The organism is Ensifer sp. B1-9 (assembly GCF_050474445.1).
In the GTDB taxonomy this organism is placed as follows: Bacteria; Pseudomonadota; Alphaproteobacteria; order Rhizobiales; family Rhizobiaceae; genus Ensifer.
Genome location: NZ_JBCHVG010000015.1, coordinates 156,107 through 181,081 on the forward strand (window position 1 = coordinate 156,107; position 24,975 = coordinate 181,081).

General features: G+C 61.1%; 24 protein-coding genes. 11 read left to right on the forward strand and 13 right to left on the reverse strand.

What is annotated here, in order from left to right:
- Positions 1-5 precede the first annotated feature (5 nt).
- Both ACQ5BM_RS26725 and ACQ5BM_RS26730 read right to left on the reverse strand, forming a co-directional pair.
- Positions 6-614, reverse strand: a complete 609-nt coding sequence (locus ACQ5BM_RS26725) for a response regulator transcription factor (protein WP_429817867.1) — start codon at positions 612-614, stop codon at positions 6-8.
- Positions 611-2,044, reverse strand: a complete 1,434-nt coding sequence (locus tag ACQ5BM_RS26730) for a sensor histidine kinase (RefSeq protein ID WP_429817869.1) — start codon at positions 2,042-2,044, stop codon at positions 611-613. The genes ACQ5BM_RS26725 and ACQ5BM_RS26730 overlap by 4 nt, the downstream gene beginning before the upstream one ends.
- A 690-nt stretch (positions 2,045-2,734) precedes the next feature.
- Here ACQ5BM_RS26730 and ACQ5BM_RS26735 point away from each other — a divergent pair.
- Positions 2,735-2,944 (forward strand): CsbD family protein, encoded by a 210-nt coding sequence (locus ACQ5BM_RS26735; RefSeq protein ID WP_429817871.1) that lies wholly within the window; start codon positions 2,735-2,737, stop codon positions 2,942-2,944.
- A 144-nt stretch (positions 2,945-3,088) separates the two neighbouring features.
- On the opposite strand, the gene ACQ5BM_RS26740 is transcribed toward ACQ5BM_RS26735, so the two are convergent.
- The 4 genes from ACQ5BM_RS26740 to ric form a co-directional block, all read right to left on the reverse strand.
- Positions 3,089-3,730 (reverse strand): glutathione S-transferase family protein, encoded by a 642-nt coding sequence (locus ACQ5BM_RS26740; protein WP_429817873.1) that lies wholly within the window; start codon positions 3,728-3,730, stop codon positions 3,089-3,091.
- Positions 3,731-3,908: 178 nt separating this feature from the next.
- Positions 3,909-6,230, reverse strand: coding sequence for a PBP1A family penicillin-binding protein (locus ACQ5BM_RS26745; RefSeq protein ID WP_429817875.1), 2,322 nt, complete (start codon positions 6,228-6,230; stop codon positions 3,909-3,911).
- Positions 6,231-6,400: 170 nt separating this feature from the next.
- Positions 6,401-7,549, reverse strand: a complete 1,149-nt coding sequence (locus tag ACQ5BM_RS26750; protein ID WP_429817877.1) for an NnrS family protein — start codon at positions 7,547-7,549, stop codon at positions 6,401-6,403.
- Between the two features lie 30 nt (positions 7,550-7,579).
- Positions 7,580-8,251, reverse strand: a complete 672-nt coding sequence (gene ric, locus ACQ5BM_RS26755; protein WP_429817879.1) for an iron-sulfur cluster repair di-iron protein — start codon at positions 8,249-8,251, stop codon at positions 7,580-7,582.
- 433 nt (positions 8,252-8,684) lie between these two features.
- Between ric and ACQ5BM_RS26760 the strand changes: the two genes are divergently transcribed.
- Positions 8,685-8,942 (forward strand): DUF6894 family protein, encoded by a 258-nt coding sequence (locus tag ACQ5BM_RS26760; protein WP_334198469.1) that lies wholly within the window; start codon positions 8,685-8,687, stop codon positions 8,940-8,942.
- A 70-nt stretch (positions 8,943-9,012) separates the two neighbouring features.
- Here the strand turns inward: ACQ5BM_RS26760 and ACQ5BM_RS26765 are convergent, their stop codons facing one another.
- Both ACQ5BM_RS26765 and ACQ5BM_RS26770 read right to left on the reverse strand, forming a co-directional pair.
- Entirely contained in the window at positions 9,013-10,134 is a 1,122-nt protein-coding gene (locus ACQ5BM_RS26765) for an HPP family protein (protein WP_429817882.1), read from the reverse strand.
- Positions 10,135-10,172: 38 nt separating this feature from the next.
- Positions 10,173-11,051, reverse strand: coding sequence for a LysR family transcriptional regulator (locus tag ACQ5BM_RS26770; RefSeq protein WP_429817884.1), 879 nt, complete (start codon positions 11,049-11,051; stop codon positions 10,173-10,175).
- Between the two features lie 117 nt (positions 11,052-11,168).
- Between ACQ5BM_RS26770 and ACQ5BM_RS26775 the strand changes: the two genes are divergently transcribed.
- Positions 11,169-11,846, forward strand: a complete 678-nt coding sequence (locus tag ACQ5BM_RS26775; protein ID WP_429817886.1) for a 5-formyltetrahydrofolate cyclo-ligase — start codon at positions 11,169-11,171, stop codon at positions 11,844-11,846.
- Between the two features lie 5 nt (positions 11,847-11,851).
- On the opposite strand, the gene ACQ5BM_RS26780 is transcribed toward ACQ5BM_RS26775, so the two are convergent.
- Together ACQ5BM_RS26780 and metB are read right to left on the reverse strand one after the other, a co-directional pair.
- Positions 11,852-12,154 carry a hypothetical protein gene (locus ACQ5BM_RS26780; protein WP_429817888.1) on the reverse strand — a complete coding sequence of 101 codons (303 nt, stop codon included), beginning with the start codon at positions 12,152-12,154 and terminating at the stop codon, positions 11,852-11,854.
- A gap of 162 nt (positions 12,155-12,316) precedes the next feature.
- On the reverse strand, positions 12,317-13,474 hold the full coding sequence (metB, locus tag ACQ5BM_RS26785; RefSeq protein ID WP_429817890.1) for a cystathionine gamma-synthase: 1,158 nt from the start codon (positions 13,472-13,474) through the stop codon (positions 12,317-12,319).
- A gap of 291 nt (positions 13,475-13,765) precedes the next feature.
- On the opposite strand from metB, the gene ACQ5BM_RS26790 reads away from it, so the two are divergent.
- The 3 genes from ACQ5BM_RS26790 (at position 13,766) to ACQ5BM_RS26800 (ending at position 15,630) form a co-directional block, all read left to right on the forward strand.
- Positions 13,766-13,975, forward strand: coding sequence for a dodecin (locus ACQ5BM_RS26790; RefSeq protein ID WP_429817892.1), 210 nt, complete (start codon positions 13,766-13,768; stop codon positions 13,973-13,975).
- Positions 13,976-14,143: 168 nt separating this feature from the next.
- Positions 14,144-14,764 carry a pentapeptide repeat-containing protein gene (locus ACQ5BM_RS26795; RefSeq protein ID WP_429817894.1) on the forward strand — a complete coding sequence of 207 codons (621 nt, stop codon included), beginning with the start codon at positions 14,144-14,146 and terminating at the stop codon, positions 14,762-14,764.
- Between the two features lie 134 nt (positions 14,765-14,898).
- The gene (locus tag ACQ5BM_RS26800) at positions 14,899-15,630 is read left to right on the forward strand and encodes a GNAT family N-acetyltransferase (protein ID WP_429817896.1); all 732 of its coding nucleotides are present in this window, start codon (positions 14,899-14,901) and stop codon (positions 15,628-15,630) included.
- A 124-nt stretch (positions 15,631-15,754) separates the two neighbouring features.
- Here the strand turns inward: ACQ5BM_RS26800 and ACQ5BM_RS26805 are convergent, their stop codons facing one another.
- Together ACQ5BM_RS26805 and ACQ5BM_RS26810 are read right to left on the reverse strand one after the other, a co-directional pair.
- Entirely contained in the window at positions 15,755-15,961 is a 207-nt protein-coding gene (locus ACQ5BM_RS26805; protein WP_429817898.1) for a hypothetical protein, read from the reverse strand.
- Positions 15,962-16,410: 449 nt separating this feature from the next.
- Positions 16,411-16,578 (reverse strand): hypothetical protein, encoded by a 168-nt coding sequence (locus ACQ5BM_RS26810; protein WP_429817900.1) that lies wholly within the window; start codon positions 16,576-16,578, stop codon positions 16,411-16,413.
- Positions 16,579-17,048: 470 nt separating this feature from the next.
- Here ACQ5BM_RS26810 and ACQ5BM_RS26815 point away from each other — a divergent pair, with 470 nt between their 5' ends.
- From ACQ5BM_RS26815 to ACQ5BM_RS26835, 5 genes are all read left to right on the forward strand, one after another.
- Positions 17,049-17,810: a GGDEF domain-containing protein gene (locus ACQ5BM_RS26815; RefSeq protein WP_429817902.1), complete on the forward strand. Its 762-nt coding sequence runs from the start codon at positions 17,049-17,051 to the stop codon at positions 17,808-17,810.
- A 449-nt stretch (positions 17,811-18,259) separates the two neighbouring features.
- Positions 18,260-19,621 (forward strand): TolC family outer membrane protein, encoded by a 1,362-nt coding sequence (locus ACQ5BM_RS26820; protein ID WP_429817980.1) that lies wholly within the window; start codon positions 18,260-18,262, stop codon positions 19,619-19,621.
- A gap of 33 nt (positions 19,622-19,654) precedes the next feature.
- Positions 19,655-21,832 carry a type I secretion system permease/ATPase gene (locus ACQ5BM_RS26825; RefSeq protein WP_429817982.1) on the forward strand — a complete coding sequence of 726 codons (2,178 nt, stop codon included), beginning with the start codon at positions 19,655-19,657 and terminating at the stop codon, positions 21,830-21,832.
- 61 nt (positions 21,833-21,893) lie between these two features.
- Positions 21,894-23,174 (forward strand): HlyD family type I secretion periplasmic adaptor subunit, encoded by a 1,281-nt coding sequence (locus tag ACQ5BM_RS26830; RefSeq protein WP_429817904.1) that lies wholly within the window; start codon positions 21,894-21,896, stop codon positions 23,172-23,174.
- 3 nt (positions 23,175-23,177) lie between these two features.
- On the forward strand, positions 23,178-23,786 hold the full coding sequence (locus ACQ5BM_RS26835; protein ID WP_429817906.1) for a ribbon-helix-helix domain-containing protein: 609 nt from the start codon (positions 23,178-23,180) through the stop codon (positions 23,784-23,786).
- A 55-nt stretch (positions 23,787-23,841) separates the two neighbouring features.
- Here ACQ5BM_RS26835 and ACQ5BM_RS26840 read toward each other — a convergent pair whose 3' ends face one another.
- Positions 23,842-24,768 carry a transglutaminase-like cysteine peptidase gene (locus ACQ5BM_RS26840; RefSeq protein ID WP_429817908.1) on the reverse strand — a complete coding sequence of 309 codons (927 nt, stop codon included), beginning with the start codon at positions 24,766-24,768 and terminating at the stop codon, positions 23,842-23,844.
- Positions 24,769-24,975 lie beyond the last annotated feature (207 nt).

Here is a 24,975-nt window from a genome sequence, read left to right on the forward strand (position 1 = left end):
TAGTTCTACGGAGTTTTCGTTCCATCCAGCCAGATGCGGGTCATCTCCGCCTGCGACGTGCTGCCGAGCTTGGCACCGATCGCCGCCCGGTGGCTTTCGACCGTGCGCGGCGAAAGACCGAGACCTTCGGCGATCTGCCGGGTGGTAAACCCCGCAGCGATGCGGTCGAGAACCTCGCGCTCACGTTGGGTGAGCGATGCCAGCAAAGCGAGCGTTTCCGCCTTCTCGGCATGCGCGCGCATCGTGCGCTCCAGCAGTTCGTGGCCCTTGTGGATCGCGTCGATCAAGTCCTGCTCGTCCACCGGCTTCGAGAGAAAGTCGATCGCGCCATTGCGAAAGGCGCGTCGGCAGGCTTCGATATCGCCGTGCCCGGAGATCACGATCGTCGGCCAGTCTATCCCATGGTCTGCCAGTTTTTCCTGCAGCTTCAGGCCGGAGATGGCGGGCATGCGGATATCGAGCACCAGGCAACCGGGGTCGAGGCGAGAAACCTGCGCGAGAAAGGCTTGCGGATCGGAAAAGCCCGTGACCTTGATGCCGACGGTCGACAGCAACAGGCTGAGCGCACGACGCACCGCGTCGTCGTCGTCAACGAGATAGACGGGGAGGGTCATCGCATCGGCTCCTCGGTTCGGCGGGGCCGGGGCAGCGTTACGCTGAAGATGGCGCCGCGCTCGCTCTCAACCAGGGCGATCTCGCCACCGGCCCGCTCCACCAGTCGCTGGCTCAGCGCCAGACCGAGCCCGGTGCCACCGGCCCGGGTCGTCACGAACGGCGTGAACAGCCGCGGCCGAAGTGTTCTCGGGACTCCGGGGCCGTTGTCGGCGACCTCGAAGACCACCGAGGTGTCGTTCTCGCTCAATGTAACGATGACACGCCCTGTGTCGCCGGCCTGGGTGGCCAATGCCTCCAGCGCGTTACGGACGAGATTGAATGTGACCTGCTCGATCTCGACAGGGTCGGCAACGACCGAAACTGGCGTTCCCGGAACCCGAAAATCAAGTTGAATGCCGCGCGATCTCGCATCCGGTTGAAGTAGCGCTTCAACATTTAAGAGCGCGTGACGGAGATCGAAAGCAGCGACCGGCGCTGCATGGGGCTGCGACCAGTTGCGGAACCTTTCCAGTATGGCGGACGCCCGGCGCGCTTGGCTCACCGTATCCTCCAGCACCGGAGCAAGTGCGGCATCCTGCCCTTGAGTAAGCAGCCGGCGCCCGGCCTGCGCCTGCGCCAGGATCGCGGTCAGGGGCTGGGTCAATTCATGCGCCATGCCGCTCGCCATTTCTCCGAGCGCGTTGACACGTGATGCGTGCGTCAGCCGCGATTCCAGGGCGCTGAGCGTTGCCGACCGTTCGGCGGCGCGCGTGCGGGCGCGCTGGCGCAACGCCGCCAAACCCGCGAGATAGGCGAGACTGACCCCAACAAGCGTCAGGCCGGTCTGCACGGGCGGGAACATGTCCGCAAGCCCTATTTCCATGCCTGTTTCCAAAAGCAACGGCTGCGATGCACTGCTCAGCGCTTTTGAGAACCGGATTGCGTCCGGCAGGGCGGTCGGCTCGAGCAGGCGGTGTCCGTCGGGCAGCGACAGGCGCACCGCGACACCCGTGCGAGACCAGAACGGCCCGCCGTCGCCGATCAATTTTGCGGCATCTATCCCGAGCATCAAACCATAGCGCGCCTCGTCTGTGTTCGGGCTGCGCTTGATCATGATGTAGTGGTCGGGGCGTTGCGGATGGGGCAGGAGCGTGATGCGCCCGTCCGATACTCTTGCTGCCGCACGGATAAGCTCTGCTGCTCCGACGTCGAGTGGGGCGGTTCCGACCGTCTCCGCATTGGAATCCAGCGGAACGAGCTGAACCTCGTCGATCCGCGGATAGAAGCGCGCAATCGTGCGGGAGACTTCCAGAAACAGGTCGTGCCTGCGGCCCTCGGAGGCGACAGCCACGGCCGACAGCGCCGTCAGGTGCGCATCGTGCTGATCGACACGCTGTGAGGCCAGGCTGTGGAGGAGCGTGCTCTCTTCCTCAAGCTCGGCCACCAGCACCTGCCGCTCCCAGCCCGCAAGCATGCCTCCGCCGAGAAGCAGAAGGAGGCACCAAAGGACGATCAGAGTAAGGGGGCGTTCGAAGATCGAACGATTGCCGTGCTTCATCGGTTCAGCGGTCTTGTCGTTATGCCTTCAGCAAAGAGCGATGGTGCTCGCCTGGATCATCTCGCCGTTGGAGTGCGCTCTGTCAATCCGTCGAGCCGCAAGCGCCGGCCAAGATGGCGTAACAGCAGGGCCGTGCCGATCGTGAATGCATGCGGTGACGGTTGCCATTCAAGCCAAAACGGTCGGCTCTCCGCGCCGCGCCTCCGCCTTCCTTCGCCGCTCTTGCGGACATGCTGAAAGAAACCCTGCGTCAGTTCATGGGTACCGCTGATCGAGATGCGTCCCGTCAGGCTGGCAAGTCTTCGCGGTAGGGTACGGGGCAATTCGGACCCCAGAGCGCGGGAATGATTGGCGGGCCGCGCTCTGGGGTCACTAGCGTCAAAGGTGCGGTTAACGCTCAACTAGTAATGGCGGCGCCGTTCAGATTCGACAATGCCGTTAGGACCTTTGCCGGAGCACACCGGACTTAAGTCGGAGTTTTCCCGTCGCCCATGGCTCTGGGAACCAATTGCGACCGGGGCGATTGGATGCTGGCCTGGATCGAACATCATCGGGCAGCCGAGAGAGTTTTGGAGGACTATAATGGATTGGGATCGCGTCGAAGGTAACTGGAAACAGGTAAAGGGCAAAGTCAAGGAACAATGGGGGCGTCTCACGGATGACGATCTGGATGAGATTGCCGGGGTGCGCGAGCAGCTCGAAGGCAAAATCCAGGAGCGCTATGGGATCGAGAAGGATCGCGTGCGCCGGGATATTGATGATTGGTATTCGCGACAGACGTGGACCTGGTAGTCTCGGGACCACGGGAAAACTGTCTTCTAAGCCATCATTTGGCTTAGCGACGCCGGTCACGGGCAACCAACTCGCATGACGATGCGGTTGGCCCCGCCAGCGTTCACGTCCCCGACCTTCATGATCGAACCGTCACAATCCAGCCTACGTGGCATGGAAGACCGCCAATTGAGCGGCAAAGGCGCGCTTGTATGCGGGCCGCGCTTCGCCGCGCGCCACATAGGCGGAAAGGTTTGGAAATTCGTCCAGCAAGGCCGATCCCTTCAATCTGAGCAGCACCGAAACCATCTGCAGATCACCGACGCTGAATTCCCCGTCGAGCCAATCGGCATCACCGAGCCGGTTGGAAAGCTCGCCCAGACGCTTGCGGATGCGGTCCTCGACGGCCGATAGTCGCTGCTTGTACCAGCTCTCGCCGCGTTCGAGCAGCCTGGTCACCTCGCGATCGAGGATCGGTGGTTCCATCGTGCTGAGTGCGGCAAACATCCATGTGATTGCGCGCGCCCTGGCATTGGCATCGTCTGGCAGCAGACCCTCGTGGTGCTCTGCAATGTGGAATACGATCGCGCCGGATTCGAACAGGGTGAGTTCGCCGTCCTCATAGGTCGGGATCTGCCCGAAGGGGTGAAGCGCAAGATGCGCCGGTTCTTTCATCGCCTCGAAAGAAAGCAGGCGAACCTCGTAGGGCTGACCAACTTCTTCGAGCGCCCAGCGAACACGCATGTCACGCGCCAAACCCTTGCCGCGGTCGGGCGACCGTTCAAAGGCGGTAATCGTGATCGGCATCGTCATCCTCCCTGGCTTGTCTGTCTTGAAGACGACTGATGGGACGAGAGTCCGACACTTGGTGAAAAACTCATTCTCTCAACGGATGCGTTTGTCACTATTTGATAGGCGGCACCATTCCCAATCCGGAAGCGAGGAAGTCCTTGCCGTTGCTGGTTCACGCCACCAGACAGGAGGGTCACTTCTCACATAGCCGCCGCCCGCCATAATAGGGCTGGTAGGTGCAGTCCGACGGCCGGAAGGAACGGTAGCTACGGGAGCAGGCGGTGATATTGCAGGACTGCGGCGCGGCCTGGCCTTCGACAAGCGCGTCTGCCGCCGGCGCTGCCATTGCTTCCCGCATGAAATCTCGCCAAATATGCGCTGGCAAGGCGCCGCCCGTAACCCCCTTCATCGGCGTGTCGTCGTCATTGCCAACCCATACGCCGGCCACGAGCGGCTCGGTGAAGCCGACGAACCAGGCGTCGCGATTGTTTTGGCTGGTGCCGGTCTTGCCGGCCGCGAACGCGCCGGGATCGGCACCACGTCCGGTTCCGCGCTCGACCACCAACTGCAGAAGGCCGAGAAGATCTGGCTGATAGGCCGAAAGATCTGTGGCCGGCGCGGCTGGCGGATCAACCCGAAACGCCTTCGGCTGTCCGGCTGCCTGAAAGTCGATGATACCCCAGGGCTTGACGGGTGCCTTGCCGAGATGGACGGACGCATAGGCACTCGTCAGGTCAAGCAAGCTGACCTCCGATGTGCCGAGTGCCAGGGACGGTGTGTTGGCGAGCGGTGTGGTGATGCCGAGCTCGCGCGCAGCGGCGATCACATTATCGAGGCCGACCTCTTGGGCAAGCGCCACCGCCGGAGCATTCAGCGACCGGGCGAAAGCTTCGGCAAGCGTCACCCAGCCGCGATAATGGCCACTGGAATTGTCCGGCGACCAGCCATTGATGTCGATCGGCGCGTCCAGGATCTGGTCAGACAGGGTGAACCCCGCCTTCAGCGCTGCATAGTAGACGAACAGCTTGAAGGTGGAGCCCGGTTGCCTCATCGCGGTCACCGCGCGGTTGAACTGGCTTTGCCTGTAGTCGCGGCCGCCAACCATGGCGACGACTGCGCCGTCGGGCGTCATCGCAACCAACGCGGCCTGAGATGCCCCAACAGCTTTTCCTTCCGTGTCCAAGGCTTTTGCCAGGACTTTTTCTGCGATCCGTTGCAGTTGTGGGGACAGTGTCGTGCGCACCGTGGTCGAACCCGGCGATGCGCCGGCGATTTCGCTCGCCTGCGGCGAAATCCAGTCCGCGAACCAGCTTCCCGAGCGTGGCGTCGGCGTCGTCGGGTGAATCGTCGCGAAGCTCATCTTGGCTTGTGCAGCCTCGGGCTCGGTGATCTTGCCATTGGCCACCATCGTGTCGAGGACGACGGAGGTGCGTTGCCGGGCGCCTTCGAAATTGTCGATTGGGTTCCATTGGCTCGGCGCCCGCAGCAACCCCGCCAGCATCGCCGATTCCGGCAAGTTGAGTGCGCCGATGTCCTTGTTGAAATAGATCCGCGCGGCCGCAGGCATGCCGGTTGCGCCGGCGCCGAGATAGGCGCTGTTAAGGTAACGTGTCAGAATTTCTTGTTTGCCGAGCTTCCACTCCAGCCAGAGAGCAATAACGAACTCCTGTATCTTTCGTTTTATCGTTCGGTCGCTGTCGAGATATTGCAGCTTGATGAGCTGCTGGGTGATCGTGCTGCCGCCCTCCACCACCGAACCCGCTTCGAAGTTCCGCACGAGCGCCCGTCCGATCCCTCTGAGATCGATGCCGAAATGATCCATGAACCGGCGGTCTTCAATAGACAGGACCGCATCGATCAACCGTGGCGGGAATTCACCGTATTGCGCATAAGGTCCTTGATAAGGGCCCTGTCTCACCAGCGGTTCTCCGTCCGCCGTTTCCAGCACCACGATAGGCTTCAGGGTGCCGTCCCTGATCTCACTCCAGGGAACATCCTTCAACGCCCACACGAGCACGCTTGCCGGAAGAAGAAGACCGGCAAGGAGGCCCACGCCCATGGCGACTTTCCACCGGCTCGACCTGGCGGAGGTGCCGCCGCGAACTTCGGAACGCCTTTCACGCAGAGCGCGAACGCGGCTCCCGACCTTGGCCAGGGCAGCAAAGAACCACCCAGGGGACACGTCGATCGTTGATGCGGCTTCGTCTCCATTCGAAGGCCGGAATTTCTTTCTCAAGCGGTTAGCCGCATGTTTGGCATTTGCACGGGCCAAGGTCAAAGTCGCCTGCAAATCATGGCCGAGCGCATGGAGAAGATGTTGGACCGCCTGACTGCTTTGGCTGAATAATCTGCGGGGCGGTGGCGTTTCAGTGGATTGGCTGACCCCTTCTGATGGGACTGAAGCCGAGATCTGCGGTTCGCTATGCTCAACGGTCGATTGCGGCCCCTCCGGGGGGGCGATCCCCGCACTTGAGCTATTGATATTCTGGGGGGAGGTTTCGGGAGGACGTGGCATCGGTTACCGCTAAAAGAATTTTCAGAATTTAGCGCGGCCTTGTGGCCTGACAATGTTCACGACGCGTTGTGAAATGGGCCGGCAGGCCCGCGATTGCGACGGCTGAGATCATCTTCCGCGCCCAATTACGCGATCCCATGGCGTACCCGCGAAAGGCGCCTATCGTTCGGCTAGGTTAACGGCAGTCGCGCGCCGTCAGCGCTTAGGACTGGTCTGGGAACAGGACCACTTAGCGCCGGCACATAGGCGATGAGGAACAGCCCCCATGCCAGCATCCAGCATGCCGCCGCGGTGACGATGGGATCGAAATAGGCGCCACCGATCCAGCCGGCCAAAACGCGTGCCATCGTCGCGACGCAAATAAGGGCGAAGGCGCACGCCATCATACGGCTGAGCAAGAGCATACCTCCGTCCCGCGCCATAGCGGCGCGCATCATGACGGCCGCCATCATTGTTCCCATTGCCCCCATCGTCGCCGAATGCAGCGCGGCCGCAGGTGGGAGCTGGTCCGGAAACATGTTTGCGAACCCGATGAGCAGGAGAGCCGCCGGCGTCCAGGCAAACGCCAGGTTCAGGATGAACAGCGCCGGGTAGCGACGGGTTTTGAGGCATTGCCAGCCGCTCATCTGTAACACCAGCGCTAAACCGGACAGCACGAGGGCAATGCCCTCTGCCTGCGTTTGTTTGGCAGCACTGAACCAGGCCGCGGAAATTACGCCGCCGATCGCCAGATAGGAAAGTTTGGGCCGGTTGCGAATGCAACGTCCGACATTGGATCGAGCGATCCAGGAATGCGTGAAAGCGGGCACGGCGCGGCCGCCGATCAGGATGATCAAAACGAGGAAAACCCGCGGCACTGAGTCTGCGACGAGATCGTTCGCCTCTCCGTCAAGCCACAGCAGCTTGAGCAGGCCAATCAGCACCATGGCGAACGGTGCCCAGATGCGTAGCCCCGCTCTGCTCGACGCAATCGCGTGAGCGAGAACGGCCGCGACAAACACAAAGTAGGCGGATGCTCCGAACACGCCGGCGGCGGCCGGCAGGTGCTGAGACAAGGCCGTAGACAGGCGGGCCACGCACCACAGAACGGTCGCGAATATGGTGACACCGGGGGAGACCGGGCCCTTCTTCGTCCAGGCGGGCAGGGCGGTCAACAAGTAGCCACCTGCCGCCGCCCCGGCCATGCCGAAGAGAAGCTCTTGGCGATGCCAGGCCACTTTGTCCAACTGAACACCTTCCGGCAGAAGCCAGACCGCAGGTGCGACAAGCGCCCACAGGCCTGCCAGAAAGAACAGGGGCCGGTGCGGAGCCTGCCACATCACTGTCCACGCCCTTGGCGCGCGTGATCATCAAACCGTCTGGAGGCCGGCCTCGAAGCGCGGAAACAGCACGGCATTTTCGAGATGCATGTGCGTGACCAGGTTCTTGGTGAGCTTGCGCAATCCGGTATAGAGCGCCGTCCAGGAACCGCAGGCGCCTTCCGGCAGCGAAAGACCGTGGGTGACATGCTCGATCATTCGCAGATGCTCCACTTCGTCATCATGCTCGCGGCGCATCTGTGCGATCGGATAGGAAATCGTCGTGCTATCGCCGCGCTGCATCATAGGGAAGAGGACGAGTTCTTCCTTCATCATGTGGCTTTCGAGTTCGTCCCGGAGCGCTTCCAGGGCCTGGGAAAGCCCGACCGGCGCCGACGGATGGCCGCCGTGCACCCGTTCCACTTTCTGGGCGAGCGGGATCAACCATGCAAACTCCGCACGGTGCGTCTGGTGGTATCTGTGGAGGAGATGAGCGATAAGGTCGGCGGTCTCCTCCGGTGCATCTCGACTTGCCGCCCGCTCAAGCATTTCCAGCTCTGAAAGCAGCGCCGAAGGGGTAAGACCGGCCTTGAGTGCGGCTTCCGAGAGCAACATCTTGCCGCCGCAACAGAAGCTGATGCCGTAACGGCGGAACAGTTCCGCGGCCCCCGGCAATTCGGCGGCGATCGTTGCGACTGTGCTTTCGAGGTTGAGAACGGTCATCATCTGTTCCTTGTTGGACGTTTGCAGACGAATTCCGAGCGACGCTTGGTCGAACCGGATGCATCGAAACCGTCTGGGACTGCAGGCAACATGTATCGGCCCCTCTGGCCATCGGCGACTGCCGGGTCGCCGTGCGGCGCAGAGATCGCCTTGATTAGGCGGGGGAGGGATCTTCGTCTTTGTGCCTGCGCAAACAGTCAGGATCGGGTGTGGGTCTCTGCGCTGACGGTAGGAGCAGATCGAGATCGCGCCGATGCGGCGAAAGCTGGTGATGCTTAACGCAGAGTAAATGTCACGCTCGGGTCACGCGACAAAAGGACGAGGTCGCGATAAGTTGCTGGGTCATTTCAAACCCTGCAATGCCGCTTATAGCGCCTTCGGTTCCTTTGGTATGGCCAGCGCCGGCGTGGCATCCCGTACGGAGTGGAATATCATGCGCCGCTATCTCTTCAATATCTATGCAGCAGGCGTCGTCAGCCGCGATGAAGTTGGCCGGAAATACCCGTCAGACGGACCCGCAGTTGCCTATGGTCAAAGACTTGTCGATGAACTGACCAAGGACGACGAGTATCACGACGCCGTCATCGATGTGATCACGGCGTCGGGGCGCCTGGTTGCGCGCCTGATATCGAGGGAAACGCCGTTGATACATCATGTGAGGCAACCAACACGCCAGGCTTCGCTGCACTGAACCCTTGCTGATCTCGGCAATCTCGGGACGCCCATGCTAGATCGATCCGGTGGGCATCCAACGGTAAAGGTTAAGCAGCCTGTTCGCGGCCTGAGTTATGATCGAATAACGTCCGCGCTGCGGCCGCCAGCAGATCCGTTTGCGAAATCAGTCCCAACACATGATGGCCCTCATCGACTATGATGACCGCGTGAATTGCTCCGCTGGTCAGCGCCGGGAGCAAGCTCATCGCCCGGTCGTCTTGGCGCGCGACGACCGGCGTCGCGACGTTGCTGCCGACGGTGGCGCCGGGCTCAGTCAACTCCCTTAGACCGACCGTGCCGACAAGCCTCTCATTCCCATCCTTCACCGGGATGGTCCGGATATTGTGTTTGAGAAGCAACGAGCGCGCGGCCCCGCTGCTGTCGTCCTGATGGACGCAGATGACGTCGCGCGACATGATATCCCGGCACAGAATGTGCGGTGTTGCCCGAATTGCCGCCTGCAATTCCACCTGGCGCAGCAACCGATCAAGATCCTCTCGGCTGATGTCAAATGTTTCATCCAGCGCTTCCAGCGCTGCATCGACGTCTGCACCGGTAAAACCGACCCGGCGACTGGCCGGCGGGTCAATGGTCGCGTGCGTGTTTGCCGGAGGAGCGACGACATGCGGGTAGTTACGCCTCGCCAGCTTGTGAAACAGGATCCCAAGGGCGACCAGGAGACACGAATTGAGCGCGACGGGCACCAACGGAAACAGGAGGCCCCAGTTCGCCACGACAGGCCCGCCAAGCACTGCTGTCAATGCGGCAGCGCCGCCGGGCGGATGAAGGCAGCGGGTGAAGGACATTACCGCAATCGCGACCGCCACGGCGATACCGGTTGCGATCAGCGGATCCGGCACGAACATCGCCGACAGGACACCGACGAAGGCAGAGATCGTGTTGCCACCGACAATCGACCACGGCTGGGCAAGCGGGCTCGCGGGAACCGCAAACAGCAGAACCGCGGATGCGCCCATGGGCGCAACGATCAACGGGAGGCTGGTACCGCCGCCGAAGATGCTGCCGCTGATCATGCCTGTCAGAAGGATACCAACCAGCGCTCCGAGACACGCAATCAGGCGCTCCCTCAACGTCGCACCCGCCAGGATCGGCGCAAAGAAGCGGCGGCCCGGCGGTTGCTGGGATGCGGGGTTGGGCGAATTGGTCATGCAGTCACCTGTGATTGGCCGTGCGTAGGTTCTATTTTTCAGTGGACGCCAACGTCGTCGAGCAATTCGCGACGCAGGATTTCAATCGCGGGGGAGCAGGCCCCCTTGCGATAGACGAGCAGTGTCTGAATTTCTCGCAAAGAATGGGTTTGAGCGTCGCCGGGCCAGTCCATGAGCTCGAATACGGAGCGTGGTACTACACCGATCGCGTCACCCGCCGCAACGCTCGCCAACATCGCGTGGTAGGAGGAAACCTCCTTGGTCGCGATCGTCGCGGACGGACGCGCCCACTGTTCCGCAACACGGCGGTACGTGCATCCCGGTTCCAACGCAGCCAACCAGGTGACGCGCACGTCGAGGGCGGTCTTGATTGGCGGATGGGATGCGGGCAAGACGATCAATACGTCTTCGCGATAGATCGGATCGCCGTCGAGTTCATCCAGCAGATCAGGTCGCGAGATGGCGATATCGCCTGGCAAACGCGCGATCAGGGCGCAGTCGATTTCTTCGGCAAGCACGGCGCGGGTCAGTTCCTCCGTCGAGCCCATCGTGAGCCTCAGCGCCAAATTCGGGTGCGCCCGGGTAATCGACTGCAGAACCGGCGGCAAGCGGCTGGCGGCGGTACTCTCCATGCTGCCCAGCCGCAAGACGTCTGGCATCAACGACGGTTTGAGCGCGTTGCGCGCTTCGTCACCAAGCGCGACCAATCGGGCGGCATAGGAACGAAAAAGTCGGCCCTCGCGCGTCAGCGTCATCTTCTTGCCGTCGCGATTGAACAGGCTGACGCCCAGCTCCTCCTCGAGTGCCCGAATACGATTGGTCACGTTGGATGGCGCGCGGCCGATCTCCGTGGCGGCGCGGGTTACGCTGGTGCGTTCGGCCACCAGAAGGAAAATCTCGAGAGTCGTGAAGTCCATTTTTATCTGCGAAGGGAATGAAGCTGCTTTATTGTTCTCGAACGGGAAACGATAATCAAGGTGATCTCGTGAAACTGCGTTCGAAACATTTCCGGAAACGGAGAAAGGCAATCGACTATGAGCATGCCTGAAGAGGACGATATTCCGCCGCGCTTTTCGTCGCCGCCATGCCTGATGCATGAGGTAGATCCAGCCTATATGGGCCTCGATCTTCCGGGGACCATCACGACTGCCGAATGGCGCGAGCAGGAGCGAAAAAGGCTGATACCCGCACGGCAGGGCATTCCCGCGAGAGAACGGTCGGCAAAGACAGATGCCATTGTCACCGCGCTCGACAAGCTTCTGTCCGACGTTCGTGGCGAAACGGTTTCATTGTATTGGCCGTTCCGCGGCGAGCCGGATCTACGCGGTTGGATGCGCACGCTCATTGCCCGAGGGGCAGACTGTGCGCTTCCGGTGGTACTCGCCAGGGCGAAACCTCTCGGCTTTCGATCCTGGCGCGCTGGGAAGGACCTCGAGCGAGGCGTTTGGGGGATCCCAATTCCGGCAAAGGGGAGGGAGGTTCAACCGACCATCGTTATCGCACCGGTCGTCGGTTTCGATGAGAGCGGCTATCGCTTGGGCTACGGCGGCGGCTATTACGACCGCACGCTCGCCGTCCTGCGACCGAAGCCGTTCGTGATCGGCGTTGGGTTCGAGCAGCAAAGGATGGAGAGCATTAGACCGCAATGGCACGACATCGCGATGGATGCCATCGTGACCGAAGAGCGAGCACCCTCACCACCCCTTGGCTAAGGGGTTTAATGATGCGAGTTCGCCAACTGCAGATAGAAGCCGAGCGAAAGGACGGCTATGGCGAGAGCAACTGTCCGTGAGGCGAACCGTGCCGCGAGCCACGAAAGCCCTATGCCAGTAACGACCGCCATCACACCCAATGACGGCCCCTGATGACTGAAGGCCAGCCCCAAGGCGGTCAAACCGGCTGACATTGCAAGCGTCGCCCGCACCGCATCGCCGCGCGCCTGCGGGCCACTGTCATTCCGCACGAAACTGAGTTCCGTCAGACTGAAAGCCATCGAAACACTCAGCAGCAACGACAGCAACAACCCACTCCACATCATCCGACAATCCCTTGGCTGGATGTTTCAGTTGGTGTGAAGCAAGAGTTGGGCCATCTGAAACGGTGCCGTATTTTCTGCGTTTGCGCGCCCGATCGGAGGGAGAAACCAGCGGGCGCCAGGCAAATGCCCGTTCCTTGTGCAAAATCACGTGCTGGCGAAAGCCTGGGCAAGATCGGCTTTCAGGTCACGCTCGCCTTCGAGGCCCACGGACATGCGAAGCAATCCTTCGCCGATGCCCGCAGCCCGACGTGCGTCGGCGCCCATCGATGCGTGCGTCATCGTCGCAGGGTGGGCGATAAGGCTCTCAACCCCGCCGAGCGACTCCGCCAGGGTGATGAGCTTGATGTTGGACACGAAGCGCCGCACCGCCTCCAGGCCACCCTGGAGTTCGAAGCTCAGCATGGCGCCGAAGCCCAATTGTTGCTTGCGAGCCAACCCGTGCCCCGAATGGGAGCAAAGACCCGGGTAGTGAACTGCGCGGACCTGCGGCTGTCCTTCCAGAAACTCTGCGAGCGCCATTGCGGTGATCTGTTGCCGTTCGATGCGCGCGAACAAGCTGCGAATGCCCCGCAGCGTGAGATAGGAATCGAAGGGCGAACCGGTCACCCCTGTCAGATTTGCCCAGTCTCGCAACGGTTCGACGTCGACCGCCTTGGCTGCAACGACGACGCCACCGACCACATCGGAGTGGCCGTTCAGATATTTGGTGGTGGAATGGACGACGAAGTCGGCACGATGCGCTATCGGGCGCTGGAGGGCCGGTGACAGAAACGTGTTGTCGACCGCAACCTTGGCACCCGCGGCGTGGGCGATGTCGGCAATCGCCCTGATGTCGGTTACCCGCATCAGCGGATTGCTCGGCGTCTCTATCAGCACCAGCGCAGCCGCTGGTGAGCAGGCTGCCGCCACGGATGCAAAATCAGACTGATCGACAAACTGCACATCGAAATGACCCTTGGCCTGCCTCGAGACCAGCAGGCGGTAGACGCCGCCGTAGCAATCATGGGGAGCAACGATCCTTTGTCCCGGGTTCAACTGGTCGAGAAGCAGGTTGACGGCCGCCATTCCCGACGACGTCACCACCGCGCCGGCTCCGCCCTCAAGCAAGGCGAGCGTTTCCGACAACAGGCTCCGCGTCGGATTGGACGTGCGGGAATACTCGAATGCCCCCGGTTTCTCCAATGCCGGAAATGCGTAGTTGCTCGACAGGTAGATCGGCGGCGTCACGGCGCCGAACGCACTGTCGGTTGCGATGCCATTGACCGCTGCGATCGTGCGCTCGTCCCTTGAGCTTGTATCCATCTGTGTCTCCTGATCTGACGTCGTCGCAAATAGAAACATCCGGAGTAATTCCGAATATGAAAATGATATGGCGATATCATTCTCACAATCCGTGAACGTCAAGCGATAAACAGATCAGCAAAAGTTATAGGGAGGGCAGAATGCATCACCGCTGATCGGCGATTGACAACCGCCCAACGCAAGCCGGCGGGTCCGATGCTGAAAGGAACTCAATTCTCGCGGCGGAGGTGATGTTTTCGTGATTTGGTTGTAGGCTTGGTGGTAGCTTCCAGAGGCAACCGGGAGGGTGTCATGAGTGACCATGTCTACAAGAAAGTAGAACTTGTCGGCAGTTCGAAGTCTTCCGTCACCGAGGCGATCGAAACGGCGATCGCGCGGGCTTCGAAAACCATGAGAAATCTCGAATGGTTCGAGGTCGAACAGATCCGGGGCCACATCAAGGATGGCGAAGTGGCGCACTACCAGGTGGTCATGAAGGTCGGGTTCCGGATTGACGACTGACCCGCGACGGGGGGGCGATCTCCGGCCCTTTCGCCAAACCACCCTATAAGCGAATAGATTATTGGCGCTTGCGTGAAGCGAGATCGTTCTCGGATTCCCTAAGCGTCGGCGCAGGCGACGAAGCAGCAGGCGTTCGCTGCACAAGCCGGGCGCAGCGGATGGATGATGATGGCTGAACGACGATATGGCGAGGCGCCACCGAAGACAGATATCAAGATTGCCGGCGCCGACTGGTATGGCCGGCAGATCGATCGCGAGCGTCATCAGAACACCTTGTTCGTCGATCTCGATCTGACCGAGGCCCAGACCGTTGGCGTCGTCTTCCACGAATGCACCTTTCGGCGCGCGCGGTTCAATGCCTCGTCGCATCAGGCGGGTGCTTTCGTGAATTGCACCTTCGTGTCCTGCAAATTCTTCGACAGCCGTTTCACCGAGTGCAAGTTCGTCGGCAGCATGTTCGACGCCTGCGACTTCGACCAGATGCAGGTCGCAGGCGGCGATTGGTCCTTCGTCGGCTTGCCCGGCGCCGCTCTCGGCCACGCATCTTTCAAGGAAACCCGCTTGCGGGAAGCAGACCTTACCGGCGCCTCCTGCAAGGGTGGTTCGCTAAGGGACGTCGACCTCTCCGGCGCCTGGCTGCACGGCGTAGACTTCACTGCCTGTGACCTCAGGGGCAGCGACCTCAGTGCAATCGAACCGGAAAACGCCCGACTCAAGGACGCGATCATCACGATCGACCAGACCATCACCATCGCCGAGGCGCTGGGCCTCGACGTACGGCGGAAATGAATCGTCCCAAAAGTGGATACATTGACGGGCTTCCACGGCCACCGAGAAAAATCAGCCGCGCCCGTCGACATAACCCGCCCTTGTGCGCGTTGCGAACAGCTAATCATGCGCCAAAACTTTAGAGCCCGCGCCGAATGATCACTGATAGCCACTTCCTCAGAACCGATTACCGCACCTTGTTCCGACTGCGTCCCGACGGGAGAATAGCACGCGAGAACGACCCGGACGAAAGCGAAGGACCCCGGTTCTGGCTCGCAGGCTGCCCGGAGGGCAATGTCTTTGGACTTCGTGCCGATCTGCCGGATGACTTGGCGGCAAGGCTTGAAGATCTCGCTTTCGCGGAACCGCCACTCGTACACCCCGCGACACCGCAGCATCTTGACCGCTACCTGTCATTGCTCGGTGGCGATGGCGCCGCTGCCTACCATCTTGGCCTAATCTACGAACTTCCACACGCACATCCCTATCCGAGCGGGGTTCGTCTCATAACCAGCGACACCAGCGACGGTCACGCTCTGGTGCGGTCCTGGGCGGGAGCAGGCATGCCCGCTGGCCTGGTTGAGCTTGGCTTCCAGACTCTGGCCGACCTATGGGCGCCCTGGTGTGTCGCGGTCATCGACGGCGAAGTCGCATCCATCGCCTTCGCTGCGCGGCTCGCCGACGACGGTGCCGAATTGGGCGTCGTAACCGTGGAAACTTTCAGAGGGCAGGGCCTCGCTGCGGCGGTGACTGCGGGCTGGTCGCGAATTCCTGCGCTTCGCTCGCGCACGCTCTTTTACGGTACAACCCTCGATAATGTCTCGTCACAACGCGTAGCAGCCCGCCTCGACCTCCCGCACCGTGGGACAAGCCTACGGATACCGTAAAGAGGACTGGCCGCACGCGAAGGCCCGCACCCCGCGCAAGCATGATCGATCGCAACTCACCAGGCCACTCTGGATGTTGGTGCCCTGCGTCTATTGAGGTTTGGGGCGCGACCCGAAGATCAGATCACTCCGCGGTAAGACCGTCAAAAATCTCAAGCATGGCATCGCTGATGGCTTGGCCGAGCGCAGCCGCCGTTTCGGCGAGCATCTCCTCGTTCATATCGCGAGCCGCCATCGCAAAGGCCGCGCCCTCGACCGTGACGATTTCCTGGGCACGCTGGATTGCCCAGAGCGCAAAGTCACTGCGGCCATTGATCTCGACGGTTTCCATAATTCCTCCTGATTGGTTCGAGCGTGCCGCTTATAGCCGATTTAACGGGAGCTGCACGCTGAGAATGAATTTGAAAACCCCTGCCTGCCATTGGATGCCTTCTCATCGAACCATCCTTTCGAGCGCCGAGTGTCCGTGGCTGCGCAGTCGCCCAGCCACCAGGGCTGTTCCCCTTGCTTTCCGCCTAGCCCAAATTGAGTAGTTCGCCACCCTTTTGATTCATTGCCTTCGACGGCTGCCGCTGTCACGTTGATAGCGCGTGAGTGGCCACCGGATGGGCGGTATCCCCCGTAGTGCTCGCCGGATTCATTGCCGGTCACTCATGGCATTGCTTGTAGGAATATTTCGAGCCTGTCGTGAACTACGGGACGGAGGAGGAGCCGCCCCGTCTTCACGCCGCAACGCACTGCTCGCGGACAAAGCTACCGTGCGTTGCCGGGCCGCGAGGATTACTTTCCAATCGCCTGTGGGATGTACACGACAACCTGATCGCTACCGTCCGAGAAGGCGCCCCCGACGGCGAGATAGGCGGTTATGGCTAATGCTGAAAGAAGCATGATGCCGACCGGCAGCCCGGTTGATGCCCTTTGTTCTGGCCAACGCTCCCTGTCGTACATCGTCCGATCCTTTCGTGGCGCTTCACAACCGGGCGAAGGCGCCCGGCGAAAATAGGAACGCTGAAAGACGGGGAGAGTTCCAACCCTGCTGCAACCGAACGCACGCATGGACCTCGTCTATAGCGCCGCGCCGCGTGTCAGACGCGCAAAGGTCGCCAACCGCGACTGCATGCCGAGAATGATGCGAATCGATGGGCGCCTGCGACCGCTTCCGACAGCGTTGCCGTGCGCGATCCCGGTCGATAGGCTGGCAGCCTGTGTCGAATCGGTCTCGTTTGGCCAGGAGCGTTTCAGGGCCTGTTCATGCACCGCGGGAGGCGCCGGCAATTGCTGTCGGCGAGCCGGATATCCCGTTTTGGAGCATTTTTCTTGGAAAGCCTGCGCACTGCATAAAGTTGTAGGTACTATGGAAATGGAATATCCATAGACTCGCGCTAGACCGATCGACATTGGTGAATCGGGAGCGGCGCATGCGAAGAGAAGTACAGTTCAACGGGCAAAGGGACTGGCGAATCGCGCGATATGTCATCGGCGGCATTGTTGGCTTCGCCGTATTCGCGCAGGTTTTGGTCTATCTGAGCCTGGTCGCTCTCGTCGATCGGCCCTATGCCGCCGCCATGGTCGGAGCCGCGTTGATCTCGCTGCTGATGGGTGTGCCGCTGATCGTGCTCGCAGCGACGCAGTTTCGCCGGGCCCAGCGCCTTCGCAACCAGATCAACCACGTCGTCGCCCACGATGCCACGACCGGCTGCGTAACCGGCCGCGGGCTGGTGCAGCAGGTCAACGGTCTCGAGCGCCGCCGGCAACGCGCCGGCGAAGAGCTTCACGGCGCGCTCATCCACCTCAGAATCAACAACCTCGATGACGTCGGTGCCGCTTTCGGTCCGGCCTGGAGCGAGGAACTGCTCCAATTCGTCGCCTCCACCATCAGCACCTCGGTGCGGCGCGATGACATCGTCGCTCGAACCGGCCCGGCAAGCTTTGACGTGCTCCTGATCGGCGCGACCGAATCAGACGCCGAACAAGTTTCCATGCGCCTGACAAAGGCGTTGGCTTCGGCGCACTTCTCAGCCGACGGCAGCAAGGTCGATCTGGCGCTGAGCGTCGGCGGCGCTTTGTTCGACGGTAGCGTCGATCTCGAACGGTTGCGCCGTGCCGCAGCATCCGAGACGGTGATGGTTGCCGGCGAAGGAACCCAAAGCGTCGATTTCGTCCGGCTGCCTTCGGCCTGATATACTTGATTCCATCGCGTGTGCGCGGGAAGAGATCTGCTCTTCGCTCGCAGTGGATGAGGTTGCAGGAGTGAATTCGCGCTGACGTTGAGCTGTCGGCGGCGTTGCAGTTGAACGAGGCGCCTCACGACCTTGTCCGTCTGCGCATGATTTATTTTATTTCAATAGGTTAACGGTTTCTCTTGCTGCCGCGCGGATGTTCCATTTTTGCAACATAGCCGTGCGAAAGCTTGCGACGCTCGGGAACCACCCCAAAATTGGTGGCCGCGTTATATTACCTCTGTATTATCTATCGATAAATTTCGGCAGTTGTAACGCACGCTCGGATTAGCCAGCATGACGTACTGATTGCGAGGGGGATAATATTGAACGTCGGGAAAACTTTTAAGAGCGGGCTTTTTTCCATTCTGCTCACCTCCACCGTCTTTGCGGGTGGCACGGCCGAAGCGATGACGTTGAAGGAAGCGCTCCAGATCGCGATGGAATCGAACCCGGAAATCGGGCAGTCGGTCGAAAACCGCGAGGCAATCGAGTTCGAGCTGCGGCAGGCACGCGGTCTCTATCTGCCGAGCGTCGATGTCGAAGCTTCAACCGGCGTGCGCCATCTCGAGGATGAGAGCCGTCGACTGGGCTCCATCGAGAACGATCCGCTCTATCCGTCCGACGTCGGGGTTACCATCACGCAGAAGCTCTTTGATGGCGGTGGCCGTCGCGCCGAGCTGGAGCGTCAGGCGGCGCGCGTTGACAGCGCATCCTTCCGCGTCCTCGAACGCTCCGAGACGATCGGTCTCCAGATCGTCCGCGAGTATTTCGAATACATCCTCCAGCAGCAGATCGTTGCCGAAGCGCGCAAGAACGTCAGCGTCCACCAGTCGATCCTGTCGGATATCAGCTCGCTGATTTCAGGCGGGGCCTTGACCGACGCCGATCGCCAGCAGGCAAGTGAACGGCTATTGTCGGCGAAGGCTCGCCTGCAGGAAGCTGAAGAAGCGCTCGAAACCGTAAAGATCAGCTTCAATCGCCTGGTCGGCCAACCGCTCACGAAGCCGTCCATGCCGAAGTCGGTTGCCGGCGTCCTCCCGAAGACGCTGGAGACGGCAATCGGTATTGCCCGTGGCAACAATCCGCGCATCAAGGCCGCCGATTCCGACATTAGCGCTGCGGATTCGCAGGTCAAAGCCGCGCGCTCGAACATGCTTCCGGAAGTTTTCGCCGAGGGGCGCGTACGCACGGGCAACGATATCGACGGCTCGACCGGCAATACCTGGGATGCCCAGGCACGCATCGTGGCGAAGTGGAACCTCTATCGCGGCGGTATCGATATCGCCAACGAGCAGGAGCAGATGCGCCGCGCCAGCGAACAGCGGCTGGTCTTCCACCAGGCACATCGCGAGGTCGAGGAGGCCGTTCGCATCTCCTGGGAACGCCGCACCAGCCAGTATGAAATCGCCCGTACTCTGAATGCGCAGGCTCAGATGAACGTACAGCTCGTCGAATCCTATCGCGAACAGCTCAAGGTCGGACAGCGCTCGTTGCTCGACGTGCTTGGCGCCCAGAACTCGCGTTTCAACGTCAGCGTGCTCGCAAAGACCGCGCAGTACGCCGCCCTGTTTGCCGAGTACCGCCTGCTTGCGGCTACCGGCCAGCTCTTGTCGACGATGCAGATCAAGGCCCCGGCCCAGGCCGAAGCCTATGCTCGCAACGAGTTCAATGTCCCGGAGACGCCGGCTACGGAGACCTATCGCCGTGTTCCGTCGCGCCAGACGAACGACTTGCCGCTCGATTTGTTGGCGCCGATCCGGCAGAAATGATAGTCCTCGTCAGGGCGGACACAATCGGTGGTAGTGCAAAGCATTGACAGGCATGTGCAGATTGGCCCGTCTGTGACTGGGTTTTCCGAGGCGTTCAAGGAGATCTGTATCTTCTTGAACCGTCCCTCGTCGGACAGCGTGCTTTATTCGGATGTTCCCTTCGACGCACGCTTGCCGAGCGCCGAGGACGTCTCGCGTATTGCAGAGCGCGTCGGCCTGGAAACGGAACCCGTGTCCGGGCGCGCGATCGGCAATCGTGATTTCGTATATCCTCTGCTGCTCGTTTTTCGCGACGGCAGTGCCATGGCGCTTTTGGAAGAGGCACCTGACGGTACCTTGAGCCTTTCGAACAGAGCCGCCGCTCCGGGCGAAGCGGCGATGAAGCTCTCCGAGCTCCAGCTCGGGAGTCTCGCCTATGCGGTATCCTTCTCGGCCACTTATCTCAATGCGGCGACGGGCCGTGGCGTTGGCGAGGCCCGCAACATTGACCGCCGGCATTGGCTGACAGCCACTGTCAAGCCTTTCTGGCAGGCCTATGTGCAAGTGGCGATCGCGGCCTTTTTCATCAACGTGCTGGCGCTTGCCGCGCCGCTCTTCACGATGAACGTTTACGATCGGATCCTCCCGAACAAGGCGATCGCGACACTTTGGGTGCTGGCGCTTGGCATCAGCACGGCCATCCTGTTCGACTTCCTGCTGAAGACGGTTCGTGCGGCACTGATCGACTTTGCCGGGCGGAAGGCCGATCTGAAGCTCTCCTACATGCTGTTCGAGAAGATCCTGCATGCAACGATGGCCTCGCGGCCGCCTTCTACCGGCGAATATGCCAACAGGGCGATGCAGTATGAATTCGTTCGCGAATTCTTCACGTCGAATACACTGAGCACCCTGATCGACAGCCTTTTCGTCTTCGTTTTCATCGCGGCCGTCTATGCGGTCGCGGGCTTGATTGCACTTGTGCCGGCAATCGCTTTTCTCTTGAGCCTCGTGATCGGCTATGTCGCGCAGTATAAGATCGGCAACCGTGTCGCTGCGGCGTCGAACGAATCTGCCCAGCGTCAGGCGCTGCTGGTCGAGACCATCAGCGCCATCGAGACGGTGAAGACTCTGCATTCGGAAAAGCAGCTTTTGCGCCGCTGGAACGAACTGGCCAAGCATTCTTCGAACACGGCCGAGCAGATCAAGGAAATCTCCTCCTGGGCCTCGCACGCCACACAGTTCGTGCAGCAATTGGTGACCGTCTGCATTGTCGTTGCCGGCGCCTACCAGTTTACCGAGGGCAAGATCTCCTCCGGTGCGATCATTGCGGCCAGTATGCTGGCGGGCCGCGCCGTCGCGCCGCTCGGACAGATCGCGATGACGCTGGCCCGGTTGCGTCAGGCGATTTTGTCGCTGCGCATCCTGAATGCAGTGATGGAACAGCCGGAGGACCGGCCCGACACGATTGGCTTCGTCAATCGCGAGATCCGCAACGGCAGCATTACTTTTACCAATCTCGACTTCGCTTATCCGGGAACCGACTACAAAGTGGTCAGCGGTATGAACGTCACGATAAGGGCGGGCGAACGCGTTGGCATCATCGGCCGCATCGGTTCGGGCAAGACCACGATCGGCCGGCTTCTCGCCGGTCTCTACGCGCCCAGCGCCGGCCGGATCCTGCTCGATGGTGTCGATATCCGACAGTTGCATCCCTCTGTGGTCCGCTCGGCGGTTTCCTTCGTGTCGCAGAATTCCGACCTGTTTTCCGGTACCATCAAGGAAAACCTGCTGATGGCGAATCCGACCGCCAGCGATGAAGAGGTGGTCGCGGCAGCACGGCTCGCTGGCGTCGACGATTTCGTCTCCCATCATCCGCGCGGCTATGACATGCCGGTGGGCGAGCGCGGTTCGCAACTTTCCGGCGGGCAGCGCCAGGCGGTCGCCATCGCCCGGCTGTTGTTGCGCAAGCCGAAGGTTGTGTTCCTTGACGAGCCATCCGGGGCAATGGACCTCGCAAGCGAGCGCGAGTTGATCAACAAACTTTCCAACGTTTTCAGCAGCGATGTCACCCTTTTGATATCCACGCACCGCCACAGCATGCTGAGCCTCGTCGATCGCCTGCTTGTCCTCGACCGCGGGCGACTGGTTGCCGATGGTCCCAAGGCTGCAGTTATCGAACAGCTGCAGAGGCGGTCCGGTCCTGCCGGACCGGTGGAGGGGGCCGGGCTATGATCGATGCTCTCGGCATGACGGTCAAAGAATATCGGTCCGCAAGTGGCGGGAGGGCGGCAGCATGACTGAGAAACCGCCGCTTGCCGCACGTGCGGGCCTGCTTGTCATCGGCCTGCTGATCAGCTGTTTTGTCGCCTGGGCGGCGATAGCCGAGGTTGACGAAATTGCTCGCGGCGAAGGCAAGGTCATTCCCGTTTCGAAGACGCAGATCATCCAGTCGAGTGAGCCTGGAATTGTGCGCGAGATCGCCGTGCAGCCCGGCCAGGTCGTTCGCCGCGGCGATCTGATCCTGCGGCTCGACGATACGGCCAGTGGCTCCTCGCTAGGCGAGCTCGAGGCCAAGGCACGGTCACTGCGGGCGCAAGTCGCGCGCCTGGAGCTCGAGGAGACCGGGGCTTACGACGCAAAATACAATTGCCCTGAGGACATCGCCAAGGTCGCACCGGCGATCTGCGCCAACGAAGAACAGCTACTTCAGGCGAAAGCTGGCAACTTCAACAACAAGCTGTCGGTCATGCAGGCCCGGGAAGGCCAGCGCCAGAAGGAACTGGCCGAAGCAGAAGCCAACATCACCCGGCTCACCGAGAGCCTGCAGGTCACCGAGCGGGAGCAGGCGCTGCTCGAGCCGATGGCCAAGCGCAAGCTCGTCGCTCAGACGGAACTGTTGCGGGTCGAAAAGGAACTGACCGACACCCGCGGGCAGCTTGCCCTCTGGAAGGAGTCGGTCGGCAAGCTGGAGGCGGCGCTCAAGGAGGCGAGCCTCCAAGTGACTGAGCTCTCGCTGCAACTCAAGCAGGAAGCCCTGGCGGAAAAGACGGAGGCGCTCTCGCAGCTTTCGGTGATCGAGGAGACGATCCGCGGGGCGAGCAGCCGGGTCGCCAATACCGACATTCGTTCGCCTGTTGATGGCATCATCAACACGCTGGATGTCAACACGGTCGGTGCCTATGTGACGCCGGGCGCGGTGATCGGCGGCGTCGTGCCGACGTCGGAGACACTGCTCGTCGAGGCAAGGCTTTCACCGCGCGACGTGGCCTTCGTGCGCGCAGGCCAACCTGCACTAATCAAGATTTCGGCCTATGACTTCTCGATCTATGGCGGCCTCGGCGGGATCGTGGAAACCGTCAGCGCCGACAGCCTCGTCGACCAGAACAATGGCGAGACCTATTATCTCGTGCGCGTCAAAACCGACACGGCCGCGCTCGTGAAGGACGGGCGCGAATATGCGATCATGCCCGGCATGATCGCATCGGTCGATATCATGACCGGCAAGAAGACCATCCTTGCCTATCTGATGAAACCGATCAACAAGGCGCGTGAGGAAGCCCTGCGGGAGCGTTAATGAATGGACGAAACGCAGCCTCCACTGTCCGATGAGGACCTGAGCGCGCTGCGGTTTCGCGTCGTCACCGTCGGCGGTCAGCGCCGCGGGATCAAGCTCGAGGAAATCTATTGGCAGTGCCTTGGCGAGCTTGCAGCACGGCAGGGGCGTCGGCTTGCCGATATTGTTGCGGCCTGTGAAAGAGAACTCGAAGGCGAGGGGAACCTGACGGCCCGACTGCGTTATGTCGCGACCCGCCACCTGCGTGAAGAACTGAGGACGGCCAAGGATCGCAGCAATCTCGCGGTCGTGGCGGGACAGGTCCGGGCCAGCCCGTCGCCAGCCTTCGCGCTCACCGGGAACAAGCATATCATTGCCTATAATCCCGCATTTCTCTCCTTCATCCAGTCCCGCGTCCTGCGCTCGCAGCAACCGCAACCGGCGCGCGGCCTGAGGCTCTCTTTCGACGTTCAGTTCGCCGATCTCGTCCGTCGCTTGAAGACAGCCCCCGGGGAGCCGCAACCGGCCGGCTTTACCATCGGCGTGCAGGGGCAGGTGACGCGCGGCAAGCTCAACGCGGCGCTGGCGCCGCTCGCCGACCAGGACGTGATCATTGGCTTCATCCTGGCGTGAGCGCGCGGGAGTAGCCGTCAGGGCACAGTGAAAATGTCGACGTTAGAGACGATGCTCAGCGAACCGCGATACCTTCGCCGGGCATTACGTCCGCGAGGGGCGCCGCAGCGGCGACCTTGTCTCCGGTGGTCTTGATGCCGTGGATCCAGGAGCGGTCGGCACTGACCGAAAACAGTGGCTGATAGCTCGGAAGCGCACGATCGAGCTTCACCTCGTCGCTCAGATTGTCGAGGATGAAATGGCCCTGGCTCGTCGTGATCGCGAGCACCGCGTGATAGAGGTTGCGTCGGACATCGCGAAGGACCACGATCGACATGGCCTCTGACGGCAGGCCGGCTGCCCTCAGGGCAGCCATCTTCAGGATGGCATAGTCTTCGCAGTCACCCTTGCCGCGGGCAAGAATTTCATCCGGCGTCGCCCAATAGTCCTTGGAACCGTAGTTCTCAGTGTCCGGCTGGTAGCGTACGATTCGGTTCACCGTGCGGTTGATGCCGCTGATCTTCTGGCGGAATGCGAGGCCGTTGGCGTTTTCGATCGCCTTGCCGACGATGCCGCGGGCGGCACACCCGTTCTGCTGTGCGCAATGGTTGAAATCCGCAGCCACGACTGCCGGATAAACGGTCTTCCATTTGCGCGCCACGGGGATTGACGAGACACGGAAGGCAACCGAATGGAACACGGCGGAAGGTTCCGATGCTGCCGGCGCCTGACTACCAAGGCTTGGGCGTGCAGTCACCGCCACTTTCTGCACCTGCTGGCTCTTCAGCGCCTCGGCAGCTTGCTTCGACCAGGTGTTGATCGTCTCCGTGGCGACGGCTGCCAGGGGGCTTGCCATGCTCAGCATCTGTTGGAAAAGGCCGGGGTGGAGCATGCCGGGTTGGCCCGCCTGAACGGACGATGTCGCGGATAACGACACCAAGCCGATCGCGAACACCGAAGTCTTCAGGTATTTTCCGCAGCGCTTCCAGCTCTTCTTGTTCATTGCCGTGTCTCTCGGTTTCGTGAGGACACTGTACGAACGAAAAGAAAAACGCCGGTAAAGCTGTATGTATTATTTAGTGTGTTTCGGAGTAATACGTTTTACATAAAATTTTATTCAAATTCTATACTTATGTATTCTTTTGATACGGATACAGCCCGACTTCGCCGATGCACCAATATCACCATCGATGGCGGCATGTGGCGGCAG

Bases quoted from the DNA above. Each gene is read 5' to 3' on its own strand.
- ACQ5BM_RS26725 (WP_429817867.1), bottom strand. From the start codon at position 614: ATGACCCTCCCCGTCTATCTCGTTGACGACGACGACGCGGTGCGTCGT.
- ACQ5BM_RS26735 (WP_429817871.1), top strand. From the start codon at position 2,735: ATGGATTGGGATCGCGTCGAAGGTAACTGGAAACAGGTAAAGGGCAAA.
- ACQ5BM_RS26740 (WP_429817873.1), bottom strand. From the start codon at position 3,730: ATGCCGATCACGATTACCGCCTTTGAACGGTCGCCCGACCGCGGCAAG.
- ACQ5BM_RS26745 (WP_429817875.1), bottom strand. From the start codon at position 6,230: ATGCCACGTCCTCCCGAAACCTCCCCCCAGAATATCAATAGCTCAAGT.
- ACQ5BM_RS26750 (WP_429817877.1), bottom strand. From the start codon at position 7,549: ATGTGGCAGGCTCCGCACCGGCCCCTGTTCTTTCTGGCAGGCCTGTGG.
- ric (WP_429817879.1), bottom strand. From the start codon at position 8,251: ATGACCGTTCTCAACCTCGAAAGCACAGTCGCAACGATCGCCGCCGAA.
- ACQ5BM_RS26760 (WP_334198469.1), top strand. From the start codon at position 8,685: ATGCGCCGCTATCTCTTCAATATCTATGCAGCAGGCGTCGTCAGCCGC.
- ACQ5BM_RS26765 (WP_429817882.1), bottom strand. From the start codon at position 10,134: ATGACCAATTCGCCCAACCCCGCATCCCAGCAACCGCCGGGCCGCCGC.
- ACQ5BM_RS26770 (WP_429817884.1), bottom strand. From the start codon at position 11,051: ATGGACTTCACGACTCTCGAGATTTTCCTTCTGGTGGCCGAACGCACC.
- ACQ5BM_RS26775 (WP_429817886.1), top strand. From the start codon at position 11,169: ATGAGCATGCCTGAAGAGGACGATATTCCGCCGCGCTTTTCGTCGCCG.
- metB (WP_429817890.1), bottom strand. From the start codon at position 13,474: ATGGATACAAGCTCAAGGGACGAGCGCACGATCGCAGCGGTCAATGGC.
- ACQ5BM_RS26790 (WP_429817892.1), top strand. From the start codon at position 13,766: ATGAGTGACCATGTCTACAAGAAAGTAGAACTTGTCGGCAGTTCGAAG.
- ACQ5BM_RS26795 (WP_429817894.1), top strand. From the start codon at position 14,144: ATGGCTGAACGACGATATGGCGAGGCGCCACCGAAGACAGATATCAAG.
- ACQ5BM_RS26800 (WP_429817896.1), top strand. From the start codon at position 14,899: ATGATCACTGATAGCCACTTCCTCAGAACCGATTACCGCACCTTGTTC.
- ACQ5BM_RS26805 (WP_429817898.1), bottom strand. From the start codon at position 15,961: ATGGAAACCGTCGAGATCAATGGCCGCAGTGACTTTGCGCTCTGGGCA.
- ACQ5BM_RS26810 (WP_429817900.1), bottom strand. From the start codon at position 16,578: ATGTACGACAGGGAGCGTTGGCCAGAACAAAGGGCATCAACCGGGCTG.
- ACQ5BM_RS26815 (WP_429817902.1), top strand. From the start codon at position 17,049: ATGCGAAGAGAAGTACAGTTCAACGGGCAAAGGGACTGGCGAATCGCG.
- ACQ5BM_RS26820 (WP_429817980.1), top strand. From the start codon at position 18,260: ATGACGTTGAAGGAAGCGCTCCAGATCGCGATGGAATCGAACCCGGAA.
- ACQ5BM_RS26830 (WP_429817904.1), top strand. From the start codon at position 21,894: ATGACTGAGAAACCGCCGCTTGCCGCACGTGCGGGCCTGCTTGTCATC.
- ACQ5BM_RS26835 (WP_429817906.1), top strand. From the start codon at position 23,178: ATGGACGAAACGCAGCCTCCACTGTCCGATGAGGACCTGAGCGCGCTG.
- ACQ5BM_RS26840 (WP_429817908.1), bottom strand. From the start codon at position 24,768: ATGAACAAGAAGAGCTGGAAGCGCTGCGGAAAATACCTGAAGACTTCG.